This window comes from Viridibacillus sp. KH_047 (assembly GCF_057838945.1).
In genome coordinates this window covers 4,153,100-4,174,676 of record NZ_CM174479.1, presented here as the reverse complement: position 1 = coordinate 4,174,676, position 21,577 = coordinate 4,153,100, and the positions used below count along the sequence as shown (strand labels likewise).

At 34.9% G+C, this 21,577-nt stretch carries 20 protein-coding genes and 1 pseudogene; 18 read left to right on the top strand and 3 right to left on the bottom strand.

Going from position 1 to position 21,577, the window contains the following annotated elements:
* Positions 1-50 precede the first annotated feature (50 nt).
* Positions 51-794 (top strand): amino acid ABC transporter permease, encoded by a 744-nt coding sequence (locus AC3IS5_RS20475; RefSeq protein ID WP_489426005.1) that lies wholly within the window; start codon positions 51-53, stop codon positions 792-794.
* A 23-nt stretch (positions 795-817) separates the two neighbouring features.
* A complete protein-coding gene (locus AC3IS5_RS20470; protein ID WP_489426004.1) occupies positions 818-1,555 on the top strand; it encodes an amino acid ABC transporter ATP-binding protein in 738 nt (245 codons plus the stop codon).
* Positions 1,556-1,613: 58 nt separating this feature from the next.
* Here the strand turns inward: AC3IS5_RS20470 and AC3IS5_RS20465 are convergent, their stop codons facing one another.
* Positions 1,614-2,504 carry a LysR family transcriptional regulator gene (locus tag AC3IS5_RS20465; RefSeq protein WP_489426003.1) on the bottom strand — a complete coding sequence of 297 codons (891 nt, stop codon included), beginning with the start codon at positions 2,502-2,504 and terminating at the stop codon, positions 1,614-1,616.
* Positions 2,505-2,615: 111 nt separating this feature from the next.
* Between AC3IS5_RS20465 and AC3IS5_RS20460 the strand changes: the two genes are divergently transcribed.
* Positions 2,616-3,617, top strand: coding sequence for a YeiH family protein (locus AC3IS5_RS20460; protein WP_489426002.1), 1,002 nt, complete (start codon positions 2,616-2,618; stop codon positions 3,615-3,617).
* Between the two features lie 240 nt (positions 3,618-3,857).
* Here the strand turns inward: AC3IS5_RS20460 and AC3IS5_RS20455 are convergent.
* Positions 3,858-4,199, bottom strand: a pseudogene (locus tag AC3IS5_RS20455) (iron chelate uptake ABC transporter family permease subunit); the annotation flags it as partial.
* A gap of 268 nt (positions 4,200-4,467) precedes the next feature.
* Here AC3IS5_RS20455 and AC3IS5_RS20450 point away from each other — a divergent pair.
* The 8 genes from AC3IS5_RS20450 to AC3IS5_RS20415 all read left to right on the top strand — a co-directional run bounded on the left by AC3IS5_RS20450 (position 4,468) and on the right by AC3IS5_RS20415 (position 12,982).
* On the top strand, positions 4,468-5,520 hold the full coding sequence (locus AC3IS5_RS20450; protein ID WP_489426001.1) for an NAD(P)/FAD-dependent oxidoreductase: 1,053 nt from the start codon (positions 4,468-4,470) through the stop codon (positions 5,518-5,520).
* A 528-nt stretch (positions 5,521-6,048) separates the two neighbouring features.
* Positions 6,049-7,317 carry an ATP-binding protein gene (locus AC3IS5_RS20445; protein WP_489426000.1) on the top strand — a complete coding sequence of 423 codons (1,269 nt, stop codon included), beginning with the start codon at positions 6,049-6,051 and terminating at the stop codon, positions 7,315-7,317.
* A 2-nt stretch (positions 7,318-7,319) separates the two neighbouring features.
* Entirely contained in the window at positions 7,320-8,216 is an 897-nt protein-coding gene (locus tag AC3IS5_RS20440) for a response regulator (RefSeq protein WP_489427947.1), read from the top strand.
* A gap of 154 nt (positions 8,217-8,370) precedes the next feature.
* The gene (locus AC3IS5_RS20435; protein WP_489425999.1) at positions 8,371-9,648 is read left to right on the top strand and encodes a cation:dicarboxylate symporter family transporter; all 1,278 of its coding nucleotides are present in this window, start codon (positions 8,371-8,373) and stop codon (positions 9,646-9,648) included.
* Positions 9,649-10,400: 752 nt separating this feature from the next.
* Positions 10,401-11,006 (top strand): class I SAM-dependent methyltransferase, encoded by a 606-nt coding sequence (locus tag AC3IS5_RS20430; RefSeq protein WP_489425998.1) that lies wholly within the window; start codon positions 10,401-10,403, stop codon positions 11,004-11,006.
* Positions 11,007-11,145: 139 nt separating this feature from the next.
* Positions 11,146-11,901 (top strand): SDR family NAD(P)-dependent oxidoreductase, encoded by a 756-nt coding sequence (locus tag AC3IS5_RS20425; protein WP_489425997.1) that lies wholly within the window; start codon positions 11,146-11,148, stop codon positions 11,899-11,901.
* 27 nt (positions 11,902-11,928) lie between these two features.
* Positions 11,929-12,363, top strand: coding sequence for a MarR family winged helix-turn-helix transcriptional regulator (locus AC3IS5_RS20420; protein ID WP_489425996.1), 435 nt, complete (start codon positions 11,929-11,931; stop codon positions 12,361-12,363).
* A gap of 166 nt (positions 12,364-12,529) precedes the next feature.
* Complete coding sequence (locus AC3IS5_RS20415; RefSeq protein ID WP_489425995.1) at positions 12,530-12,982, top strand: hypothetical protein; 453 nt, start codon at positions 12,530-12,532, stop codon at positions 12,980-12,982.
* Between the two features lie 6 nt (positions 12,983-12,988).
* Here AC3IS5_RS20415 and AC3IS5_RS20410 read toward each other — a convergent pair whose 3' ends face one another.
* Positions 12,989-13,609 (bottom strand): TetR/AcrR family transcriptional regulator, encoded by a 621-nt coding sequence (locus tag AC3IS5_RS20410; protein ID WP_489425994.1) that lies wholly within the window; start codon positions 13,607-13,609, stop codon positions 12,989-12,991.
* 118 nt (positions 13,610-13,727) lie between these two features.
* Between AC3IS5_RS20410 and AC3IS5_RS20405 the strand changes: the two genes are divergently transcribed.
* The 7 genes from AC3IS5_RS20405 (at position 13,728) to AC3IS5_RS20375 (ending at position 21,568) form a co-directional block, all read left to right on the top strand.
* The gene (locus tag AC3IS5_RS20405) at positions 13,728-15,941 is read left to right on the top strand and encodes an MMPL family transporter (RefSeq protein WP_489425993.1); all 2,214 of its coding nucleotides are present in this window, start codon (positions 13,728-13,730) and stop codon (positions 15,939-15,941) included.
* 331 nt (positions 15,942-16,272) lie between these two features.
* Entirely contained in the window at positions 16,273-17,484 is a 1,212-nt protein-coding gene (locus AC3IS5_RS20400; protein ID WP_489425992.1) for an ABC transporter substrate-binding protein, read from the top strand.
* 85 nt (positions 17,485-17,569) lie between these two features.
* Positions 17,570-18,445, top strand: coding sequence for a branched-chain amino acid ABC transporter permease (locus tag AC3IS5_RS20395; protein WP_038178956.1), 876 nt, complete (start codon positions 17,570-17,572; stop codon positions 18,443-18,445).
* Between the two features lie 13 nt (positions 18,446-18,458).
* The gene (locus tag AC3IS5_RS20390) at positions 18,459-19,409 is read left to right on the top strand and encodes a branched-chain amino acid ABC transporter permease (RefSeq protein ID WP_427734208.1); all 951 of its coding nucleotides are present in this window, start codon (positions 18,459-18,461) and stop codon (positions 19,407-19,409) included.
* Positions 19,399-20,178 (top strand): ABC transporter ATP-binding protein, encoded by a 780-nt coding sequence (locus AC3IS5_RS20385; protein WP_489425991.1) that lies wholly within the window; start codon positions 19,399-19,401, stop codon positions 20,176-20,178. Before AC3IS5_RS20390 ends, AC3IS5_RS20385 begins: the two co-directional genes overlap by 11 nt.
* Position 20,179: 1 nt before the next feature.
* Positions 20,180-20,887: an ABC transporter ATP-binding protein gene (locus tag AC3IS5_RS20380; protein ID WP_368539312.1), complete on the top strand. Its 708-nt coding sequence runs from the start codon at positions 20,180-20,182 to the stop codon at positions 20,885-20,887.
* A gap of 198 nt (positions 20,888-21,085) precedes the next feature.
* On the top strand, positions 21,086-21,568 hold the full coding sequence (locus AC3IS5_RS20375; protein WP_489425990.1) for a hypothetical protein: 483 nt from the start codon (positions 21,086-21,088) through the stop codon (positions 21,566-21,568).
* Positions 21,569-21,577 lie beyond the last annotated feature (9 nt).

Genomic DNA, 21,577 nt, shown 5'->3' with positions numbered 1-21,577 from the left:
CCGGCTGCATATAAAACAGTCGGTATTATTGCTTTTGAAGGAGGAACATAATGAGTATTGATTGGATTATAAGCATAGTGACTGAAAACTGGGAAATGTTCCTTCGCGGGGCATGGATGACATTATTAGTTGCTGTTTTTGGTACAATTTTTGGTGCTATTATCGGATTATTAATTGGTGTAATAAATACGATACCAAAGCCAGAGCGAGGTATAAAGAGATTATTCCTGAAGTTTATTAATGTAATTTTAGCAATCTATGTGGAATTTTTCCGAGGAACGCCAATGATTGTACAAGCAATGGTAATCTTTTATGGTTCTGCTCAAGCATTTGATATAGATATGAATCGTACATTTGCAGCAGTTTTAGTTATTTCTATTAACACCGGCGCGTATATGGCTGAAATTGTACGTGGTGGTATAACAGCTGTTGATAAAGGTCAATTTGAAGCGGCACAAGCGATTGGTATGAGTCATTGGCAAACCATGATTCATGTAGTGCTACCACAAGTTGCGCGCAACATTTTACCTGCAACAGGTAACCAATTTGTTATTAATATTAAGGATTCATCTGTATTGAATGTCATTAGTGTAACTGAATTATATTTCCAAACAAAATCGATTGCAGGAAACAACTTCCGTTACTTCGAATCGTTCTTCGTAGCGTGTGTATTATATTTAATCATGACGATTACGATTACACGTATTTTACGTTACATTGAAAAACGATTAGATGGTCCACAAAACTATCAAATGCTTGATGATTTAGCTCAAGTAGAAGGTGGAAAAGCATGATTGTGTGCAAAGGAGATAGACTTATGAAAAATGTAATCGAGATACAACATTTAAGCAAATCCTTTGGCACTAATGAAGTTCTTAAAGACATTGATTTCTCTGTAAACAAAGGGGAAGTTGTCTGTGTCATCGGATCTTCAGGATCAGGGAAATCTACGCTTCTACGTTGTATTAACTTATTAGAAATACCAAGTGGAGGACAGATTATTTATCAAGGTGAAAATATTCTAGATAACAACCATAATATTAATAATTATCGAACAAAACTTGGTATGGTATTCCAATCATTCAATTTGTTTAATAACCTTAATGTATTAACAAATTGTATTGTCGGTCAAACAAAGGTTTTAAAACGTTCTAAAAATGATGCTGAGAATGTTGCTATGAAGTACTTGAAGGTTGTAGGTTTGGATCGTTATGTCAATGCAAAGCCACACCAATTATCAGGTGGTCAAAAACAACGTGTTGCTATTGCTAGAGCGCTGTCTATGGAACCAGATGTTTTACTTTTTGATGAACCAACTTCTGCACTTGACCCAGAAATGGTTGGAGAAGTTCTAAAGGTTATGAAGGAATTAGCAGGTACAGGTCTTACGATGCTAATCGTGACACATGAAATGGAATTTGCACGAGAAGTTTCAGATCGTGTTGTTTTCATGGATAAAGGGGTCATAGTGGAAGAAGGTTCACCAGAGCAAATCTTTAACCATCCACAAAATGAGCGTACAAAGGCATTTCTAAAACGTACGTTTAAACAATAGGGGTATTGAATAAGAAAGCCGTTCTCCACATCATTCGTTTGATGTAAGAACCGGCTTTTTATATATGCCACTTATTGTTGATTTCTTTTATGAACATGGAGGTATTCTTTTTACTCCCCATAATAGGTGAATATACATAGGAAAAACTCCGTTTAAATATACGGTCTTCTAATTGGATAACAGCGAGTGTTCCTCTTTTTAATTCATGTTCAATAACACTCTTTGATAGTAGTGTAAGACCATCAATTCCTTGCGTCATAAATTCTTTTAATCCTTGATTGCTGCTAATGGAGATGAGCGATTTAATATTAATACTATTAGATTCTAGTACATGAAGTAAGTAATTACGAGTACCTGATCCTTCTTCGCGAGTTAGCCATGTGTGATTATGTAAATCTTGAATCGTTATGCTTTCTTTTTGGGCAAGTACATGCGAAGGAGATGCGACTAACATTAACTCGTCTTCCATAAATGGTTCTACAATTAATTCTTTATTGGTTGTTTGACCTTCAATCAAGCCTATATCTACCTTCAGCAATTGAACAGCTTCGACAACTTCATCGGTATTTCCTATTATTACTTCCAGGTCAAGTTCAGGGTATTTTTGCTGTAAAGTAACGAGTAATGAAGGTAGTACGTATTCGCCAATGGTAAAGCTTGCGCCAATCAGCAGTTTTCCATTAATTTCATTTTGAAGTGTTAGAATATCCGATTTGGTCTGATCATAAATGGCTAACATTTGTTTAGCGCGGTCATAGAGAATTTCACCAGAAGGGGTAATTTTCAGCGATTTAGGTGAGCGTAAAAACAACTGTGTATTAAATTCAGTTTCTAAATTTTTTATGTGTAAACTAACGCTAGGTTGAGAAATGTGGAGGTATTCAGCTGTTTTCGTGAAATTTTTTATATCCGCTAAAGCAACGAATGTCTTTAAAGCATCGTAATACATTAAATTCCTCCTTATTAGAAATACTAATAGTCATAATTACTTATCTGTATTTTACTGATTATTAGTTCTCCGGTAAAGTTTACGTACAAACAAAATAAATGAGGTTAAAAAATGAGGAAAATAATAAATGTTCTACCTGGATTGATTATTTGTATTATTATCGCTTTTATTGGAATGGTATTTGGTCGTTTCTTTCCGAGTTTAGGCAGTGGGTTATTTGCTATTTTAATTGGTATTTTGGTCGGTAATTTAAAGTTTGGGTCTAACTCGAGGTTAAGACCAGGAATAAAGTTTTCAGAAAGTAACCTACTATACTATTCAATTATTTTATTGGGAGCAACGTTGACATTTAATTCTTTATTTAATATTGGGCTAACAGGTATCTCTTTTATTCTTATTCAAATGGCTGGGACAATTGCCTTTGTCATTTGGTTGGGAAAAAAATTAAGTTTTGGTGAGGACTTTCGTTTATTGATGTCGAGTGGTAATGCCGTTTGTGGGTCTTCAGCAATTGCTTCAACAGCACCAGCAATTAATGCAAAAACATCAGATATGGCTGTATCTATAACAATTGTTAATTTACTAGGTACAGTAATGATGATTCTTTTACCTGTAATCACAAGTACAGTTTTTCATAATAATGTACTGCCATCTTCAGCTCTGATTGGTGGGACGTTACAATCCGTAGGGCAAGTAGTTGCCAGTGGGAGCATAGTTGGCGAAGCAGTGAAAGATCAGGCAGAAATTTTTAAGATCAGCAGAATCATTTTCTTAGCATTAGTCGTGTTTGTTCTAAAACGCATAAAGATGGCAAATCAAGAAGCTCAAGAGGCCACTAAAAGAAAATTCAACATACGTTCAATTGTTCCTTGGTATGTAGCAGGGTTTTTATTATTGTGTGTAATCAATAGTATTGTTTTATTTCCAGCATCAATTACACATCCGACCAAAGTTTTTGGTAACTATTTGGAAATAACGGCGCTTGCAGGCATTGGTATGAGCGTTAATATAAAAGATTTAACACAGCATGGATGGAAATTATCTGCATATGCAGGTGGTATTGGTCTATTCCAAATTATTTTCGCGTTGATCCTAATACTCATTTTGCTTTAATGCCCTGCCATTACTGCTTTCAGTTGGGAAATTGGTAGTGGTGAGTCATATGTAGACTGTAATATTTATGTATTTAGTTGATTGGAGCGGAGGGCACAGCCCGCAGAAAGCGTCCGCACGTAGGGGAAATCAAAGGTAGTATTCATCCATATTTATTATAAAAGAAAAAGACTGTAGGCAAATTCGAAATTCTTCGAGTTTGTCTACAGTTTTAAGTGCTCTTAAATGAGAGGTTTAAGTCTATTTTTTAAATAACAGGTAAATGAAGTACGGTGCCCCAATTAGAGATACGATTATACCTGCTGGAATGCTACTGAAGCCTATAATATTACGACCTATAGTATCGGCAAGTAGTAATAGCCAACCACCTGTTAAAATAGCTAGGGGTATAAATAATTGATTTCTTGGTCCTACTAAAGCTTTTGCAATATGAGGGGACAAAAGACCAATGAAGACAATACCGCCGGTCACTGAAACCGCAGAAGCAGTTAAAGCTACAGCAGTTAACAGTAAGACAATTCTTTCTTTCTCAAGTGAAAGCCAAGGCAAAATTGCCCAAACAAATGCCCAATCATTTCCCCATCTCAATTCTTTGAATTAAACGGTCACCATAACCAATGCTTAAGTCATCTGTATATAGGCGAACCATGATATGACTAACCTCCGTTTGCAAAATAAAATTAATAGTTTATAATTGAGAATGACTTTCAATGTCATTGCACGTGCTTAATATAAGGTCAATGATACTTAAAGTCAATTAATTTTTTGAAATGCTCACAATAGATAGATACATAAATAAATAAATAAATAAATAAATAAATTATTTAATACTAATTAGGAGTGTTAATATATGGAGCTAGAAGAGTTATACGATGTGACGGTCATTGGTGGAGGACCAGCAGGATTATATTCAACTTTTTATAGTGGATTACGTGAAATGAAAACGAAGATCATTGAATATCAACCTTGTTTAGGTGGGAAACTACATGTTTATCCAGAAAAAATGATATGGGATGTAGGTGGGCATAAGCCGCTTCCTGGAGAGCAATTGATTGAGCAATTAGTTGAACAAGGATTAACGTTTAATCCAACTGTCGTATTAAATGAAAAAGTAGAATCCATTGAAAAAAATGATGGGAATCTTTTTGAATTAACAACAGCTTCAGGAAACAAGCATTACTCCAAAACCATAATAGTTGCAGTTGGAAGTGGTATTTTGAACCCAACGAAAATTCAACTTGAAGGTGCGGAGAAATTTGAAGTATCAAACTTGAATTACACAGTAAAATCCATTCAACGCTTCAAAGATAAAACAGTCATCATTTCTGGCGGTGGTAATTCAGCGATTGACTGGGCAAATGAATTAGAGCCAATAGCAAAAAAGGTGTATTTAACATATCGAAAAGATCAACTAAATGGACATGAATCACAAGTGAATCATTTATTAGAAAGCACAGTTACATCCTTCTTTAACACATCTATTACAAAATTTATTGCTAATGATAATCGAGAAATAATTAAAAAAGTAGAATTAACAAATCATCAAAGTGATGAAGTAGAGTATTTAGAAGTAGATGAAGTTATTATTAATCATGGTTTTGAACAAGATGCGTCTTTACTTCAAAATAGCGAAGTTGAAATTGATATCGCGGATAACTTTTATATTGAAAGCAACTCTTCTGGAGAGTCATCAGTATCAGGTCTATATGCTGCAGGTGATATTGTGAAATATGAAGGTAAAGTGAATTTAATTGCTGGCGCATTCCAAGATGCAGCAAATGCGGTGAATAAGGCGAAGAAGTATATCGAACCTGAAGCAAATGGTGTTGGAATGGTTTCTTCACATAACGAGTTGTTTAAAAAACGTAATCGGAAGTTAATTGCAAAAATGATGGAATGTTAAAGTATGTTGATATCATTACTACTAGCCAACCAATTATATAGAGTAGAAAAAATGAAACCCGATAAAGCCAGTGCATCTGCTGACTGCTTAATCGGGTTTTTATTTTTTATAAAAGGAAGCTAATCAAAAGTTTAAATTAATATGAAGAAACAATGCTTTTTATATGAAGGTATTTCCTTAACCATAAGTGACCAATCTAACTGCATAAGCAGCCATCTTTCTCTAAATTGAGATTTAGTACTTAACTTTTTCTACTCATCCCCTTGGAGTTTGGATTTAATATCTGTGGAGAAAAATATTAAGAATTTAACCAGTTTAGTAACAAACAACTTAAGTCCTCATATCCCTTAGATTGACCGCATTTTCTGTTTAACTCAAAGATTATTTTCTTAATATAAGAAGAGCATTAAGTAAATGTTTTTCCTTGTAAATAGAACAATGGTAAAATGGCCTAGTGATTACGTTTTCATAAAATAAAGATTTTTAAGCAAATTCATTTTATTGGTAATTTATCTTAGGAGAGTTCTAATGAACAATTTAAGTACTAAATGGAAGAAGTCCGAGCTGATATGGATAATTCTCATCGCTATTTTGACAGCTATTAGCAGTGAGATAAAAGTGGCACCTTTCAATGGAGAGAATTTTCGATTTGGTCTTGGAAGCATTATGTTCCTTTTACTTATATTAATTCGACCGCCTTATGCGATTATAAGGGCTGGGATTGTTACGGGGTTAACTGTAGTTTTATTCCGAATTATGAATGATGTAGCATTTAATTTATTTGATTTTGCTGAAAGCTTAAAGCAAAATGCTCCAGCCTTTATTTATTATTTTATTTTTTCTAGTGGTTTTCGAATATTTGGTGTTGAAAAGTATCAAGATAAACCATTGCGCTTAGGTATATATGCCACACTACTTGAAATTATAGGGAATAGTGCGGAGCATATTATTCGCTCTTTCTTAATAGCAGAAACGAGTATTGATTTATATGATCTAGGACTATTAAGTGCAGTTGCTTTATTAAGAAGCTTTTTTGTCGTAGGTTTATATAGTTCGGTCGTTATTTCCGAGCAGCATAAACGCTTAGAGGAAAAGCTAACGGTTGACTCAGGTTTATATGTAGAGACGTTATATTTGCAAAAATCAATGAATCATATAGAGAAAATTACAGCTTCTAGCTATGATCTATATCGTAAATTAAAGGACATTGAGCAAAGAGAGCTAAGTGTGAAGGCTTTGCATATTGCCCAGGAAATTCATGAAGTAAAGAAAGATGCTCAGCGTATATTCTCGGGTTTATCGAACATCACGCTTCAAAAAACAAATGATGTATATTTTTTATCGAATTTACTTGATTTCGTTACAACAGCCAATACGAAATATAGTGAGTTATTAGGTAAACAAATTGTTTTTCATGTGAAAGTATCCACTGATTTTGAAACGAATCAACAAATTCCGTTATTAGCTATGCTCAATAATCTTGTAGCAAATGCGGTTGAGGCAATAGATGATGTTGGTGAGATTTCAATTGAGGTATTTGATATAGAAAAGAAGACATGCTTTAAAGTAAGTGATTCTGGCAAGGGTATATTTAAAGAGGATTTAGGTTTTATTTTCGAACCAGGATTTACCACTAAATACAATAAGCAAGGTGTTGCAGCAACTGGGATTGGTTTATCTCACGTGCGCGAAATTGTACAAATGCTTGAAGGGGATATTTCTGTTAGAAATTTTGAGAGTGGCTTAATTTTTTGGATCGAAATACCAACGAAGAATATTCGAAAGAGAGTTGAATAATCCTGCGTTATTTTATAGTAGACGATGATGCAGCTAGCCGCCGAATGCTGAAGCAAATAATTATTGAAGGTGATTTGGGGGTAGTAATTGGGGAGGCTGATAGTGGAGAAAGTGCATTGCCACTTATTTTGTCAAGTCATCCTGATCTTGTATTAATCGATTTATTAATGCCGATTTTAGATGGTATTGAAACAATAGAACAATTGAGAAAACAAGGATTTAAAGGTCATTTTGTGATGATTTCACAAGTCGTGAATAAGGAAATGGTGGGGCAAGCATACGAAAAAGACGTGGAGTTCTTTATCCATAAACCCATCAATCGCGTGGAAGTGCAAAGTGTCCTAAAAAAAACAGCAGAGCGCTTTTTACTAAAACGATCGCTGCTCACGATTCGTGAGTCATTAGTAAACTTTGAAGAGACCACGAAAGAAGAAACACATCGAACTATAAGAGATGTAGTTTTATCCATTTTAAATGATATGGGCATTGTGGGAGAAGTAGGAAGTGACGACATTCTAAGCATCATGGAATTGCTGATTAATCGTAGTGAATCTTCCATGCAATTGCCAGCTTTAAAGGATTTGTATGAGGAACTTGCATCTGAAACAAAGACTAACGGTGTTGAGATAATGAAAGAAAGTAAGGCCATTGAGCAACGAATACGTAGAACGATATTGGCCGCAATGAATAATTTAGCAACTTTGGGTGTTGTCGATTATACAAATCCTGAGTTTGAATATTATGCTCCGCGCTACTTTGAGTTCTCAGAAATTCGAACATGTATGCGTTCGATTCAAGAGGATTCTAAGATGACTAGGAAGATAAAAGTGAATGTGAAGAAGTTCTTACAAGTGTTATATGTAGAGTCTTTAGAGAAGTATCATCATCCACCTAAATAGGTAAAATAGTTAGCGGAAAAACAATAAAATTTCTTATTTCAAAATTTTTTAATTAAATAAATGTCGGATTCTGTCGGATTTGATAAGTCGTTAATAAAATGTGAATAAGGCTTTTTCTGTAAAAAGTAAAACAGAACAAAGGGGTGACTTATTGATGAAGAAAAAATTTAAGATAAGTTTAGCTGTTCAAATATTGATCGGACTTGTTTTAGGTGTTACAGTAGGTGCAATCTTCTACGGTAATCCAAAGGTTGAAACTTATTTACAACCAATTGGTACGATATTCTTGAATATGATCAAAATGATCGTTGTACCGATTATTGTATCTACATTAATTTTAGGTGTTGCTGGAACAGGTGACATGAAACAACTTGGTAAATTAGGTGTAAAAACGCTTATTTACTTTGAAGTTGTAACAACAATTGCAATTGTTGTTGGTTTATTGGTTGCAAATATATTCCAACCTGGTGTTGGTGTGGATATGAGTGCTATCACTAAAGGTGATATTTCTCAATATCTTCATACAACTGAAGAAGTACAAAGTCATGGTTTCGCTGATACAATTATTAATATTGTTCCAACGAATATCATTGATGCTATGGCTAATACGAATATGTTAGCTATAATCTTCTTCTCTGTATTATTTGGGCTTGGTGTAGCTTCTATTGGTGAGAGAGGGAAACCAGTTCTTGCTTTCTTCCAAGGAACAGCAGACGCTATGTTCTGGGTAACAAACACAGTTATGAAATTTGCTCCTTTTGGTGTATTCGCATTAATCGGGATAACCGTTTCAAAATTCGGTTTAGAGTCCTTAATACCTTTAGGTAAATTGGCGATTTTAGTTTATGCATCCATGATATTCTTTATTATCGTGATATTAGGTTCAATTGCTAAGCTTGTTGGTATCAATATTTTCCGTTTGCTTAGAGTATTAAAAGATGAGCTGATTTTAGCATACTCTACTTCAAGCTCTGAAACCGTATTACCAAAAGTGATGCAAAAAATGGAAAAATTCGGTAGCCCGAAGGATGTCGTATCTTTTGTAATACCTACGGGATATTCATTTAACTTAGATGGTTCTACGCTATACCAAGCGATTGCGGCAATTTTCATTGCTCAAATGTATAATGTTAATTTAACTATTATGGATCAAATTACATTAGTACTTGTATTAATGGTTACTTCTAAAGGTATTGCAGGCGTACCAGGTGTATCTTTTGTTGTATTATTAGCGACTCTTGGTACTGTAGGTATACCACCAGAAGGTTTAGCATTTATTGCTGGTATCGACCGTATTCTTGATATGGCTCGTACAGTTGTAAATGTAGTTGGTAACTCTCTAGCTACAATCGTTATGTCTAAATGGGAAGGTCGCTTCGATTATGATAAAGCGGCAGCCTACTTTGACACACCAGAAGATTCAGTACGATAAATAGCTTGGTGGAAGAATTATTTTCATTCACTTCGTATATGTAGGACATACCTTTAATAAAAAATAAGAACTCCACTAACAGTGATGTTAGTGGAGTTTTTTATGCTCCAATGTCTATTTAAATTCGAGGTAGTTGTTTAAGACATCTAGTATTGTTTCAGATGCAATTAACTGAAGTTAACCAAATATAACTCAAAGAATAAAAAAAGAAGCTAACTGTGTCGAGCAGCTAGCTTAAAAGAAAGGTATTTTGTCGTTGTAACATTTAAATGAGTGGAGCTTATCCTTCAGATTTCAAAATCCAAAGTTCACTGCTCATTTAAGCCTTTAATAAAAACGGATTGAGAAGAGTGAGTTAGTAAATGATTAAAAGAATTTAGCCTCCGTTGCTAGACCCTAGAGTTCATTTTTAACTTCTCGAACAAATTTAGAAAGGTTTCAGATTCAAATCTGCACGATGTGAATCACGAAGACGTTGCCTTAGGAAGTTAAATTCCACTATTCAAGTTCGTTTGTAATGTACGATTCCTCATTGATCGAACGGTTTCTTTAGCATAAAACGAGTGTCTTATCAATTACAAGACCACTACTAGTAATGATGGGAGCTCATTTTGCTAAACAAGTCGTTTTATTCACATATTCCCTGCCGTTAAATTATTATTAAATTGTGAGACCATTATAAGTGAAAATTATTAGATAATCAAAAGTTTTAATTTTAAAATATTTAATATTAAAGAGTAGGTGCTTAAAATATGAATGAACTACAATTTGATCAGCTTTTACATATTGAGACTACAGGCAATCAGTATGGCTATCCAACATTGACGCATTACCACCGTTATGAGCCTACGCCATACGCCGCACTAAACCAGCTTTTTGATAAATATAGTCTTGAAAGTACGGATTGTGTGGTGGATATCGGATGTGGTAAAGGACGTGTCCCTTTTTATGTGCATCACCGCTTTCATACAAATGTTGTTGGGGTTGAAATGAATTCAACTTTCTATGAAAATGCTTTAACGAATAAAGTTCAATATATGAGGAAACACAGTGTGAAAAATAATGCTATTGATTTTCAATGTGTGTTAGCACAAGATTATTTAGTTCAGAAAAAGGATAATGTGTTTTTCTTTTTTAATCCATTCTCAGTTCAAATATTCCGTAAAGTAGTAAACAATATATTACGCTCAGTAGAATTGGAACCTCGCCAAATTAGCCTTATTTTATATTATCCATCAATAGAGTATGTACAATTTTTACAATATGAGACTAATTTTGAATTAGAGAATGAGATATTTCTCGAAGAAGTTTCCATTCGTAATATAAATGAGCGAATATTAGTATTTAAATATATATAATTTATATCCACGAAAAGTTGCTATAAAACTATGTAGAATAACTTTTATGAATCAATAGGCTTTTAAAAGAAGAACTTTCATTTCACTAATAAATATTTTAGTGTTAAACTATACTCATGAATAAAAGGAGTTGTGATTAATGGGAAAATTAGATGAAAAAGTAGTAATTATTACTGGCGGAGCTGGCGGTATCGGTGGCGGTATGGCAAAGGCAATGGTTAAAGAAGGCGCAATCGTTGCAATCGTTGACTTAAACGAAGAAGCTGGAGAAGCAATGGCTAAAGAATTACAAGCAATTTCTCCAAAATCATCATTTATCCAAGCTAACCTTATGGATCGTGATAATTTAGGCAATATCGTGAAGACAGTAGCTGAAAAATATGGTAAAATTGATGTCTTAGTAAACAATGCTCATGCATCAAAACAAGTATCTATTGAGGAAACAACTCAAGCAGATCTTGATCTATCATTTGGTACTGGTTTCTACGCAACATTCTATTTAATGCAAGCTGCACTTCCATACTTGAAGGAGACAAAAGGTAATATTATTAACTTTGCTTCAGGTGCTGGTTTAGCTGGACATGAAACGCAAGGTGTATATGCTGCAGCAAAAGAAGCAATTCGTGGTATTACACGTGTAGCTGCTAACGAATGGGGACGCTTTGGTATCAACGTTAACATAATTGGACCGCTTGCAAATTCTCAAGGTGTAGAAGCTTGGGCAAAAGCACAACCAGAATATTATGAAGCAGTTAAAAACAAAATTCCTTTGGGACGTTTTGGTGATGTTGAAAATGATATCGGTCGCGTAGCAGTATTCTTAGCTTCTGAGGATTCTCAATATATTACTGGTCAAACAATTATGGCTGATGGTGGATCAATAATGCTTAGATAAGTTTTTCTGCAATCAGGGGAGGACAAATTGAGAGACACGAATATTTTTAAACTTATACATGCAGTTGAATTAGTTAACAATGCTAACATCATTCGATTTTCACAAATGTTTCCACATAATATAGGTATATCACCTATATTAGCTCTGAGTGAGTTAAAAATGAACGGGGCACAAAAACAGACTGTTTTAGCAGATAAGCTCGGTTATACGCCAGGTGCTATGACGAATATTGCAACTAAGCTAGTGAAAAATGGCTTTGCAGAACGTCAATATAATGCTAATGACCGTCGTCATGTTTTATTAGCTATTACAGAAATGGGAAGTAAAGTGTTAATTGATGCCCAGTCAAAGGGACATGATTTAGCAATGGAACTTTTCAGCGTATTAAGTGAGGAAGAGGTCGATCAATATTTGGCCATCCAAAAGAAATTGTTGAAAAATGTAGCAAAAGAAGAGTTATAATAAAAAGCTTAGTTCCTATGGGACTAAGCTTTTTTTATGAGATTATAAGCTTGTAATGCAGGTGTGACATGATTGTGGATTCTTAAATCTTTTCTGAACCAAACGATTATTTTTTTCATAGTAATACCCCCATTTGTAGTCCAGTAACAATTAGGGAAGGGTGAGTGTGGTGAGAAAAAAGGATTTCGTTATAAAGAATATTATTGCAGGTACTATCGCAGGTCTTTTCCTAGGCTTCCTCTTTAAATATGTTGAAGTCACTTTCAATATAAGAGTGTACACATTGTTGTTGAATATTGATTTTATTCCCATCTTGGGAAAGTATCATTATCCAGAAACTGTGGAATTTCTATTGCATCTACTTATTGCAGTTGGGTTATCGGCTGTTATGACATACATAATTTACTTTAAAAAATATATAAAGAGACATCAATTAATTGTAGTGGTTTTAGTATCGGTATTAATCGCTATAGTGTATTTTCCAACGACAGTACTTTCAAATAAAACGCCTGCCCTTACCTCAGTTGAGGCTTTAGTTGTGTGGATAGTTGGTCACCTTTTATTTGGTATAGTATTAGCTAGTCTTTATTTTATATTGTTCAAAAATAAAAAGATTTAGGTGTCTTTATTGAACACCTAAACCTCTAAGATAAAAATCAACAATTTGCGTTGCCGCCTCATCAATAGAAGGGAATATGGACTGCGATTGTGCATCTCGATAATTTCCTACATTTAATAAAGACATGAAGGAGTGTGTGGCGAATTTAGAGTCGAACTTTGGAATTTCTCCCTTGTTCATAGCTTCTATTAATACTTTCTCCACTGCTTCGTACATTTGCTCTTCAGATTCCTTCATCATTTGCAGTTGTAGTTCGGATAAATGCATTTTGGCATCGCGCATAAAGCTTCCCATATCTACATCAATTGTTGCGGATAGTTGAATTTTAACAAGCTGATATAATCTAGTTTTTAAGGGAGCATCTGTTGTTAAGATTTGCGAAATACGCAAAGCGATTCGTTGCATCATATGCACCATGGCATCTGTAAACAAATCCGCTTTCGTAGGGTAGTAATAGTAAACAGACGCTTTCGTAATATTACATGCTTTAGCAACATCATCCATTGATACGATTTTATAGCCATTTTGTATAAATAGTTTTGTTGCTGTATCTAAAATAATTGTTTTTGTTGGTTTTGTCGTTTCATTTTGACGAGGTCTCCCAAGGCTACGTGATTTCTGCCTCACTTGAACTCCTCCTACTTGGTTATTTTACATATATTATAACATATTAGGTGAAACCTCTTGAAAAATTAACTAACCAGTATATATAATAAAAACAAATGTATTAGGAAGGTGGTAAATCATGAAAAAACATCCATTAGAAGCTTGGGGTGAATTAGTTGGAGGGAAGAAGTCACGTTGGATTGCACTTATAACGTGGGTATTGCTCGTAACGGTTTTATCATTCATGTGGCCCCAAGTAAACAGTATTGATAATGATTCAGCTGAAAATGTTCCAGCTGATGCAATGTCTCAACAAGCTGCTAAGTTAATCGATCAGGAGTTTTCTGATGACTCGGGTAATCCATTATTAGTTGTATGGCATAGAGATGGGAAATTATCGAAAGAGGATTATTCAACTATTCAAAATGTATATAAGAAATTAGCTGATAACCCATTAGAGCAACAAACAGTATTACCTCCATTGGGTAAGTTACCACCTCAAGCTTTAGCTGCAAGTGCATCTGAAAATGGTACAACAATTGTAACGCCTATTTTCTTTGATAAAGCTGCTATTACAGATGATCTTGAAAAAAGCACAGATGAATTTAAAAAACTTGTAAAAGAAGAATTAGGGAAAGATCCATTCACTGCAAAATTAGGTAGCGATGAGTTGCAACTACGTCTATCAGGACCAGTTGGAATTCAAATTGATGCAGTTAGTTTGTTCTCTTCAGCAGATATTAAACTAATGATTGCAACAGTATTACTTGTTTTAGTCCTACTTATTTTGTTATACAGATCACCTCTACTAGCAATAATTCCACTTATTATCGTTGGATTTGCTTACGGGATTATTAGTCCTTCATTAGGTTTCTTTGCAGAGCAAGGATGGATTAGTAAAGATGCCCAGGCAGTATCAATTATGACCGTTCTACTCTTTGGAGCAGGAACAGATTATTGTTTATTTTTAATATCAAAATATCGTGAAATATTACTAGATGTAGAAGATAAGTACAAAGCGATGAAACTTGCTATTAGAGATTCAGGCGGCGCTATTGCAATGAGTGCTTTGACCGTTGTTATTGGTCTAGGCACGCTTGGACTCGCACATTATGGTTCTTTCCAAAGATTCGCAGTACCATTTAGTTTTGCAATATTAGTTATGGGAATTGCAGCACTAACGTTATTACCAGCAATGCTAGTTTTATTTGGACGTGTAGTATTTTATCCGTTTGTACCACGTACCGTAGATATGGAAAAAGCTAAAGCTAAGAAAAAAAATAAAGCTTATAAAGAACCGAAGCCACAGCATAAATTTAGCCGTAAAGTGGGGCATTTAGTAACGCATAAGCCTTGGCTTGTTATTACGGCAACTGTAATTTTACTTGGAGGCTTAGCGGCTTTCGTGCCAAGAATACAGTTTACTTTCGATATTCTTTCTTCATTCCCAGAAGAGATGGAATCACGAGAAGGATTTAAGCTTATTTCAGACAATTTTTCTCCTGGAGACCTCGCTCCTGTGAAGGTAATTGTTGATACAAAAGGTAAGGATATAAATTTACAAAAAAATCTTGCTGAATTAGATTATATAGACGGCGTAAATGAAGTACGTCAAGGTAGTAATAATAAAGATATTCAGTTGTATGAATTAACGCTATCTGATAATCCTTATTCTGCCGAATCATTAGAGCATGTTCCTGATTTAAAGAAGAAAGTTAATTCGTTATTAAAAGAAGCTGATATAGAGAATGCCACAAATAGTTTTTGGATTGGTGGGGAAACTGCCACTCAATATGATACAAAAACAACAATTGCCCGAGACGAATCAGTTATTATGCCAACAATGATTGCTATCATAGCGTTACTATTATTAGTGTATTTGCGCTCAATTACAGCAACTGTTTATCTATTAGGTACTGTTGTTCTTTCATTTTTGGGTGCGTTAGGTGCAGGGTGGCTGGTGTTGCATTATGGTTTTGGAGCAGAAGCAATTCAAGGATCCATTCCACTGTATTCGTTCGTATTCTTAGTTGCATTAGGTGAAGATTATAATATTTTCATGGTATCAGAGATATGGAAGAAACGACGAACTCATAGCCATAACGATGCAGTGGCCGACGGTGTTGTGCATACGAGTAGTGTCATTACCTCGGCAGGACTAATTTTAGCAGGAACCTTTGCTGTATTAGCAACATTGCCAATTCAGGTGCTTGTACAATTTGGAGTTGTGACTGCAATCGGTATTTTGTTAGATACATTTATCGTTCGTCCATTATTAGTACCAGCATTAACAACTGTTTCTGGACGCTTCGCATTTTGGCCAGGAAAATTATCAAAAAAAGAAAATAGCTAATTTTAATAAAGAAACCTCGAGGGATTTTATATTTCTCGAGGTTTCTTTATTAGTTTGAAATGACATAAATATACTATTTAAAAAGGATAATAGTATATAAATAGTATAAATCAATGATACCAACATAATATATAAGAATATTTAAAATAAACTGAAAAAATAATCTAGACGTAATCGAGAGAATGTTTTAATATATTGAATGTACTTCTAAATGTGTAAAAAACTGATGATAGATTAAAAGTTATTTTACTGTATTGCGTATAGTAATCTAATTGTTTATAATTATCAGAAATATCTAAAAATATAGTATTATACTTAAAGGGGGATTCATATGATATCAAAAAACAAACTAAAAAGATTTACTTCAGTATTCCTAGCTTCTTCATTAATCATAGGTGCTTTAGCAGGTTGTGGTGCAAAAGATGATGCAGCTAGTGGCGGTAGTAGTAGCGGTGGTAAAGACAGTGACGTTATTAAAATCGGTATGAACTTAGAGCTATCAGGTGGCGTAGCATCTTACGGTTCAGGTGTTGCAGCAGGGGCTGAATTAGCAATTGATGAGATCAACAAAGCAGGCGGTATTGATGGTAAACAAATTAAAACCGTAAAAATTGATAACAAATCAGATGCAGCTGAAGCAACATCAGCAGCAATTAAATTAGCAACTCAAGAAAAGGTAGTGGCACAAATTGGTTCCGCAACATCAGGTAATACAGTAGCTGCAGTGCAAATTGCAAATAAGAATAAAATGCCAATTATTGGGCCATCTGCTACATCTACAACTGTAACAGTAAACGAAGATGGATCTGTTAATGATTATGCATTCCGTACGTGCTTCATTGACCCATTCCAAGGGAAAATTGCAGCAAATTTTGCAACAAACACTTTAAAGCTTAAGAACGTAGCAATTTATGCTGATAGTTCTAGTGACTATGCAAAAGGCTTAGCTAAATCATTTAAAGAAACAGTTGAAGCTAATGGCGGTAAAGTAGTAGCTGAAGAAGCATATATCGCAAAAGATACAGATTTCAAATCTATATTGACTCGTTTAAAATCTAAAAAACCAGAATTCATTTATATTCCTGGTTACTATGAAGAAGTTGGTTTGATTGTAAAACAAGCTCGTGAAGCAGGTATTGATGTGCCTCTTATGGGTGGCGATGGTTGGGATTCACCAAAAATGGTTGAGTTAGCTGGTAAAGATGCATTAAATAATACATTCTTTACTAACCATTATTCTTCTGAAGATCCAGATGAAAAGATCCAAAAATTCGTATCATCATTTAAAGCAGCAAATAAAGATAAAGCACCAGATGCGTTTAACGCTCTTGGTTATGACACTGTGTATTGGTTAAAAGATGCTATAGAACGTGCGGGATCGACAGATGGCGAAGCAGTTCAAAAAGCTTTAGCAGCTACAAAAGATCTGCCATTAGTAACAGGTACATTCTCAGTTGATGAAAATCACCATCCAGTGAAAACAGCAACAGTTCTTGAATTTAAAGACGGTAAACAAGTGTTCAACTCTAAAGTTAATCCTTAATGATTTTCTAACAGAAAGGGGAGGCACTGACCTCCCTTTTCGCGTTTTAACTTACCCGATGCGGGTTTAAAAGGAGTGAGATTTTATGGAATGGGTGCAACAACTAGTAAACGGTATTTCACTCGGTAGTATTTATGCACTTATCGCATTAGGTTATACGATGGTTTACGGTATTATCAAGCTAATTAACTTTGCACACGGTGATGTATTTATGATCGGTGCATTTATCGGGTTTTATGCAATATCAGGATGGGGCTTAGGTTTCTTCCCAGCATTGCTTTTAGCGATGGTAGTCTGTGCGATTTTTGGGGTACTTATTGAGCGCATTGCGTATAAAAGGCTTCGGAATGCTACGAGAATAGCTGCGTTAATCACAGCAATCGGTGTGTCATTATTGATCGAATACAGTGTAATTTATTTCCGCGGAGCTCAACCAGAGGCGTATCCAGATGTCTTATCAAAAAGTACATTCAATTTTTTGGGAGCACAGATTAGTGCTCAGTCAATTATGATTTTGTCAGTCTCATTAAGTTTAATGATTATTCTACAGTTTATTGTACATAAAACGAAAATTGGTAAGGCGATGCGTGCAGTATCACATGATGTAGAGGCGGCTCGCTTAATGGGTATCAATGTAGATAATACAATCTCTGCGACCTTTGCTATTGGATCAGCTTTAGCTGGAGCAGCAGGAGTAATTTTCGGTGTATATTATACAAAGATTGACCCATTAATGGGGGTTATTCCAGGGGTTAAAGCTTTCGTAGCAGCAGTGCTTGGGGGAATTGGTATTATCCCGGGTGCAATGGCTGGTGGTATGGTACTAGGCGTTGTAGAGTCAATTGTTAGTGCTCTAGGTTTCTCTTTATGGCGAGATGCTGCGGCATTTGTCATTTTAATCTTAATTTTAATCTTTAGACCGTCGGGTATCTTTGGTAAAAACACCCGTGAGAAAGTGTAGGTGAGTGGTACTTATGAAAAAGTCTAAAGTATTTTGGCTATATGCAATCATTGCTCTTATTGTTTACGCTATTGTTCAATTCATGATTACAAGTAACCAATTGGATATGTATTACTCGAATTTATTGATCACGATTGCCATTAATATCATTTTGGCTGTAAGTTTGCATCTAGTCATAGGGATTACGGGACAATTCTCGATTGGTCATGCGGGATTTTTAGCAGTAGGTGCTTACATTTCGGCAATTTGTACAATGCATTTTGACCTACCATTCCCAGTTGCATTATTTATTGGGGCAGTTGTAGCGGCACTTGCAGGATTAGTTGTTGGTATTCCATCTTTACGATTGAAAGGTGATTATTTAGCAATTGCTACGCTGGGTTTTGCTGAAATCATTCGAATTATTTTCCTGAATACGGATTATGTTGGTGGCGCAGCAGGTATGCAGATTACACAAATGACTACTTGGACTTATGCATTCTTTGGTGTTTTCATTACAGTCATCATTATTGCAAACTTTACAAAGTCTAGGCATGGCCGTGCTTGCATAGCTGTACGTGAAGACGAGATTGCAGCAGATGCTATGGGGATTAACACAACCTATTATAAAGTTGTTGCCTTTGCGTTAGGTTCATTCTTTGCGGGTCTTGCAGGTGGTTTGTTCTCACATAACTTCTATATCATTCAACCTTCTCAATTCGGCTTTTTAAAATCTTTTGATATTTTAATTTATGTTGTATTAGGTGGATTAGGGAGTTTGTCAGGTGCAATTATTGCAGCGATACTTTTGACAGTTGTCTCAATGTATCTAACAGAGTTCCCGGAAACACGTATGATTATTTATAGTTTAGTATTAATTATCGTAATGCTTTATCGTCCATCAGGTTTGATGGGGACAAAAGAAATTACAGACTATTTTAAATTGGGTAAGCGTTCTAAAGGAGGTAATCTAGATGACCAATAACCTTCTTCTGAAAGTAGAAAATGTCGGTATTCAATTTGGTGGATTAAAGGCAGTGCAAGGATTGAATCTAGAGCTATTTCAAGGCGAATTAATTGGTTTAATTGGTCCAAATGGTGCAGGTAAAACGACGAGCTTCAATATGCTAACAGGTGTGTATAAACCTACTGAAGGTGAAATTTTATTTGATGGCAAACGGACAAATAATATGTCTCCACACCAAGTAACAAAAAGTGGTGTCAGTCGTACATTCCAAAATATTCGTCTCTTTAAAGAATTATCTGTATTAGATAATGTTAAAGTAGCAAATCATTCGTTAGCGAAGCACTCCATATTCAGTTCAGTATTTCGTTTACCAAGCTTCTTTTCTGGAGAAGCCAAAATGGAAGAGGTATCGATTGAATTCTTGAAAATATTTGGTCTAGATAAATACAAAGACGAATTAGCAAAAAACTTACCGTATGGAATGCAACGTCGACTTGAAATTGCACGTGCACTAGCGGCAGGTCCAAAACTACTGCTTCTTGATGAACCTGCAGCAGGTATGAATCCACAAGAAACGAAGGACTTGATGGAATTAATAGCATTAATCCGAAAGAAATTCGATTTGACTATCTTACTAATTGAGCATGATATGGGATTGGTAATGGGTATTTGTGAAAGAATCTATGTATTGGATCACGGTCAATTAATAGCGGATGGTACCCCTGAAGAAATTCGCAACAATCCAAAGGTTATAGAAGCTTACCTTGGTGAGGAGGTTACAGAATAATATGCTTAAAGTGAATGACATCAATGTATTTTACGGTAATATTCAAGCATTAAAAGGCGTCTCCTTAGAGGTAAATGAAGGTGAGATAGTAACATTAATTGGTGCCAATGGCGCAGGTAAAAGTACGCTATTAAAAACATTATCTGGTTTGTTAAAACCTAAGCAGGGAACAATTGAGTATTTAGGTTCCTCTATTGCAGGGAAGCAAGCACAATCTATTGTTAAAGCGGGTATTTCACATGTGCCTGAGGGGCGTCGTGTATTTGCAAATATGACAGTTGAAGAAAATTTGGAGTTAGGTGCCTATTTACGTAAAGATAAAGGTGGTATAGCAAAGGACTTACAACGAGTTTTTGAGCTATTCCCTCGTTTACTAGAACGTCGAAAGCAACAGTCAGGTACTTTATCTGGCGGTGAGCAACAAATGCTCGCAATGGGTCGTGCAATTATGGCAAAACCAAAGTTATTATTGCTTGATGAGCCATCTATGGGGCTTGCACCTCTTATGGTAAAAACGATTTTTAGTATTGTAAAGGAAATAAATAAAGAAGGTACTACAATATTACTTGTGGAACAAAATGCACATATGGCATTATCTGTTGCGGATCGCGCTTACGTTATTGAGACTGGGAGAGTAGTGTTATCCGGAACAGCAAAAGAACTGAAGGAAACTGAACAAGTTAAAGCAGCATATCTAGGTGGTTTGTAAAAGATATGTCTCAACATTAATTTATAAAAAAATAGAAACACCTTCGGAGCGAGTATGTAAACAATACGTACACCTAATCGAAGGTGTTTTATGTAATGAAAAAAAATAAATTACTAAGGTCTTATAGCGGGGATATACCTTAGTGAAATCTATAAATCATAATGTGATAAATAGCTATTAAGTCTGGAGTGAATACTAATGATTAAGATAACCATATTGGATAGTGACGAATCATTTATAGATATCCATGATGGAGAAGTGCACTGGTCGAATCTATTTGAATTTAATGCTATTCTCACGTTTGCTTATGGTGATAATGGTAAGTGTGAATTTGAAACGATGCACCATTTTATGTTAATAGAAAGTATGTGCGAAGGAATTCTAAATTTACTATTGCAACAGAAGCAATCCAGCTATTCTGATTTCGGGAAGACATCTGATAATAAGTTAGCTTTCAAAATCAAAAATCATGATGTGAATATTACCGTTCATCCTTCAAAGGGTGAAAATACTTTAGCTAAAACAACTCCAAAAGTTTTAGCTTTAGATTTTTTAAGAGTATTAAAAAATCTGAAAAAACTTTATTTATCCTATAGAATGGATGATTTGTGTGATACGGAGTTGAAAGCGCTCGATCATTATTTCTATTCCATCTCCAAAGCGTTAAATAAAATAAGCTAATAAATAAGG

What these genes read in the sequence shown, in the direction of transcription:
- AC3IS5_RS20475 (WP_489426005.1), top strand. Translation starts at nt 51, where the DNA reads ATGAGTATTGATTGGATTATAAGCATAGTGACTGAAAACTGGGAAATG.
- AC3IS5_RS20470 (WP_489426004.1), top strand. Translation starts at nt 818, where the DNA reads ATGAAAAATGTAATCGAGATACAACATTTAAGCAAATCCTTTGGCACT.
- AC3IS5_RS20465 (WP_489426003.1), bottom strand. Translation starts at nt 2,504, where the DNA reads ATGTATTACGATGCTTTAAAGACATTCGTTGCTTTAGCGGATATAAAA.
- AC3IS5_RS20460 (WP_489426002.1), top strand. Translation starts at nt 2,616, where the DNA reads ATGAGGAAAATAATAAATGTTCTACCTGGATTGATTATTTGTATTATT.
- AC3IS5_RS20450 (WP_489426001.1), top strand. Translation starts at nt 4,468, where the DNA reads ATGGAGCTAGAAGAGTTATACGATGTGACGGTCATTGGTGGAGGACCA.
- AC3IS5_RS20445 (WP_489426000.1), top strand. Translation starts at nt 6,049, where the DNA reads ATGAACAATTTAAGTACTAAATGGAAGAAGTCCGAGCTGATATGGATA.
- AC3IS5_RS20435 (WP_489425999.1), top strand. Translation starts at nt 8,371, where the DNA reads ATGAAGAAAAAATTTAAGATAAGTTTAGCTGTTCAAATATTGATCGGA.
- AC3IS5_RS20430 (WP_489425998.1), top strand. Translation starts at nt 10,401, where the DNA reads ATGAATGAACTACAATTTGATCAGCTTTTACATATTGAGACTACAGGC.
- AC3IS5_RS20425 (WP_489425997.1), top strand. Translation starts at nt 11,146, where the DNA reads ATGGGAAAATTAGATGAAAAAGTAGTAATTATTACTGGCGGAGCTGGC.
- AC3IS5_RS20405 (WP_489425993.1), top strand. Translation starts at nt 13,728, where the DNA reads ATGAAAAAACATCCATTAGAAGCTTGGGGTGAATTAGTTGGAGGGAAG.
- AC3IS5_RS20400 (WP_489425992.1), top strand. Translation starts at nt 16,273, where the DNA reads ATGATATCAAAAAACAAACTAAAAAGATTTACTTCAGTATTCCTAGCT.
- AC3IS5_RS20395 (WP_038178956.1), top strand. Translation starts at nt 17,570, where the DNA reads ATGGAATGGGTGCAACAACTAGTAAACGGTATTTCACTCGGTAGTATT.
- AC3IS5_RS20390 (WP_427734208.1), top strand. Translation starts at nt 18,459, where the DNA reads ATGAAAAAGTCTAAAGTATTTTGGCTATATGCAATCATTGCTCTTATT.
- AC3IS5_RS20385 (WP_489425991.1), top strand. Translation starts at nt 19,399, where the DNA reads ATGACCAATAACCTTCTTCTGAAAGTAGAAAATGTCGGTATTCAATTT.
- AC3IS5_RS20380 (WP_368539312.1), top strand. Translation starts at nt 20,180, where the DNA reads ATGCTTAAAGTGAATGACATCAATGTATTTTACGGTAATATTCAAGCA.
- AC3IS5_RS20375 (WP_489425990.1), top strand. Translation starts at nt 21,086, where the DNA reads ATGATTAAGATAACCATATTGGATAGTGACGAATCATTTATAGATATC.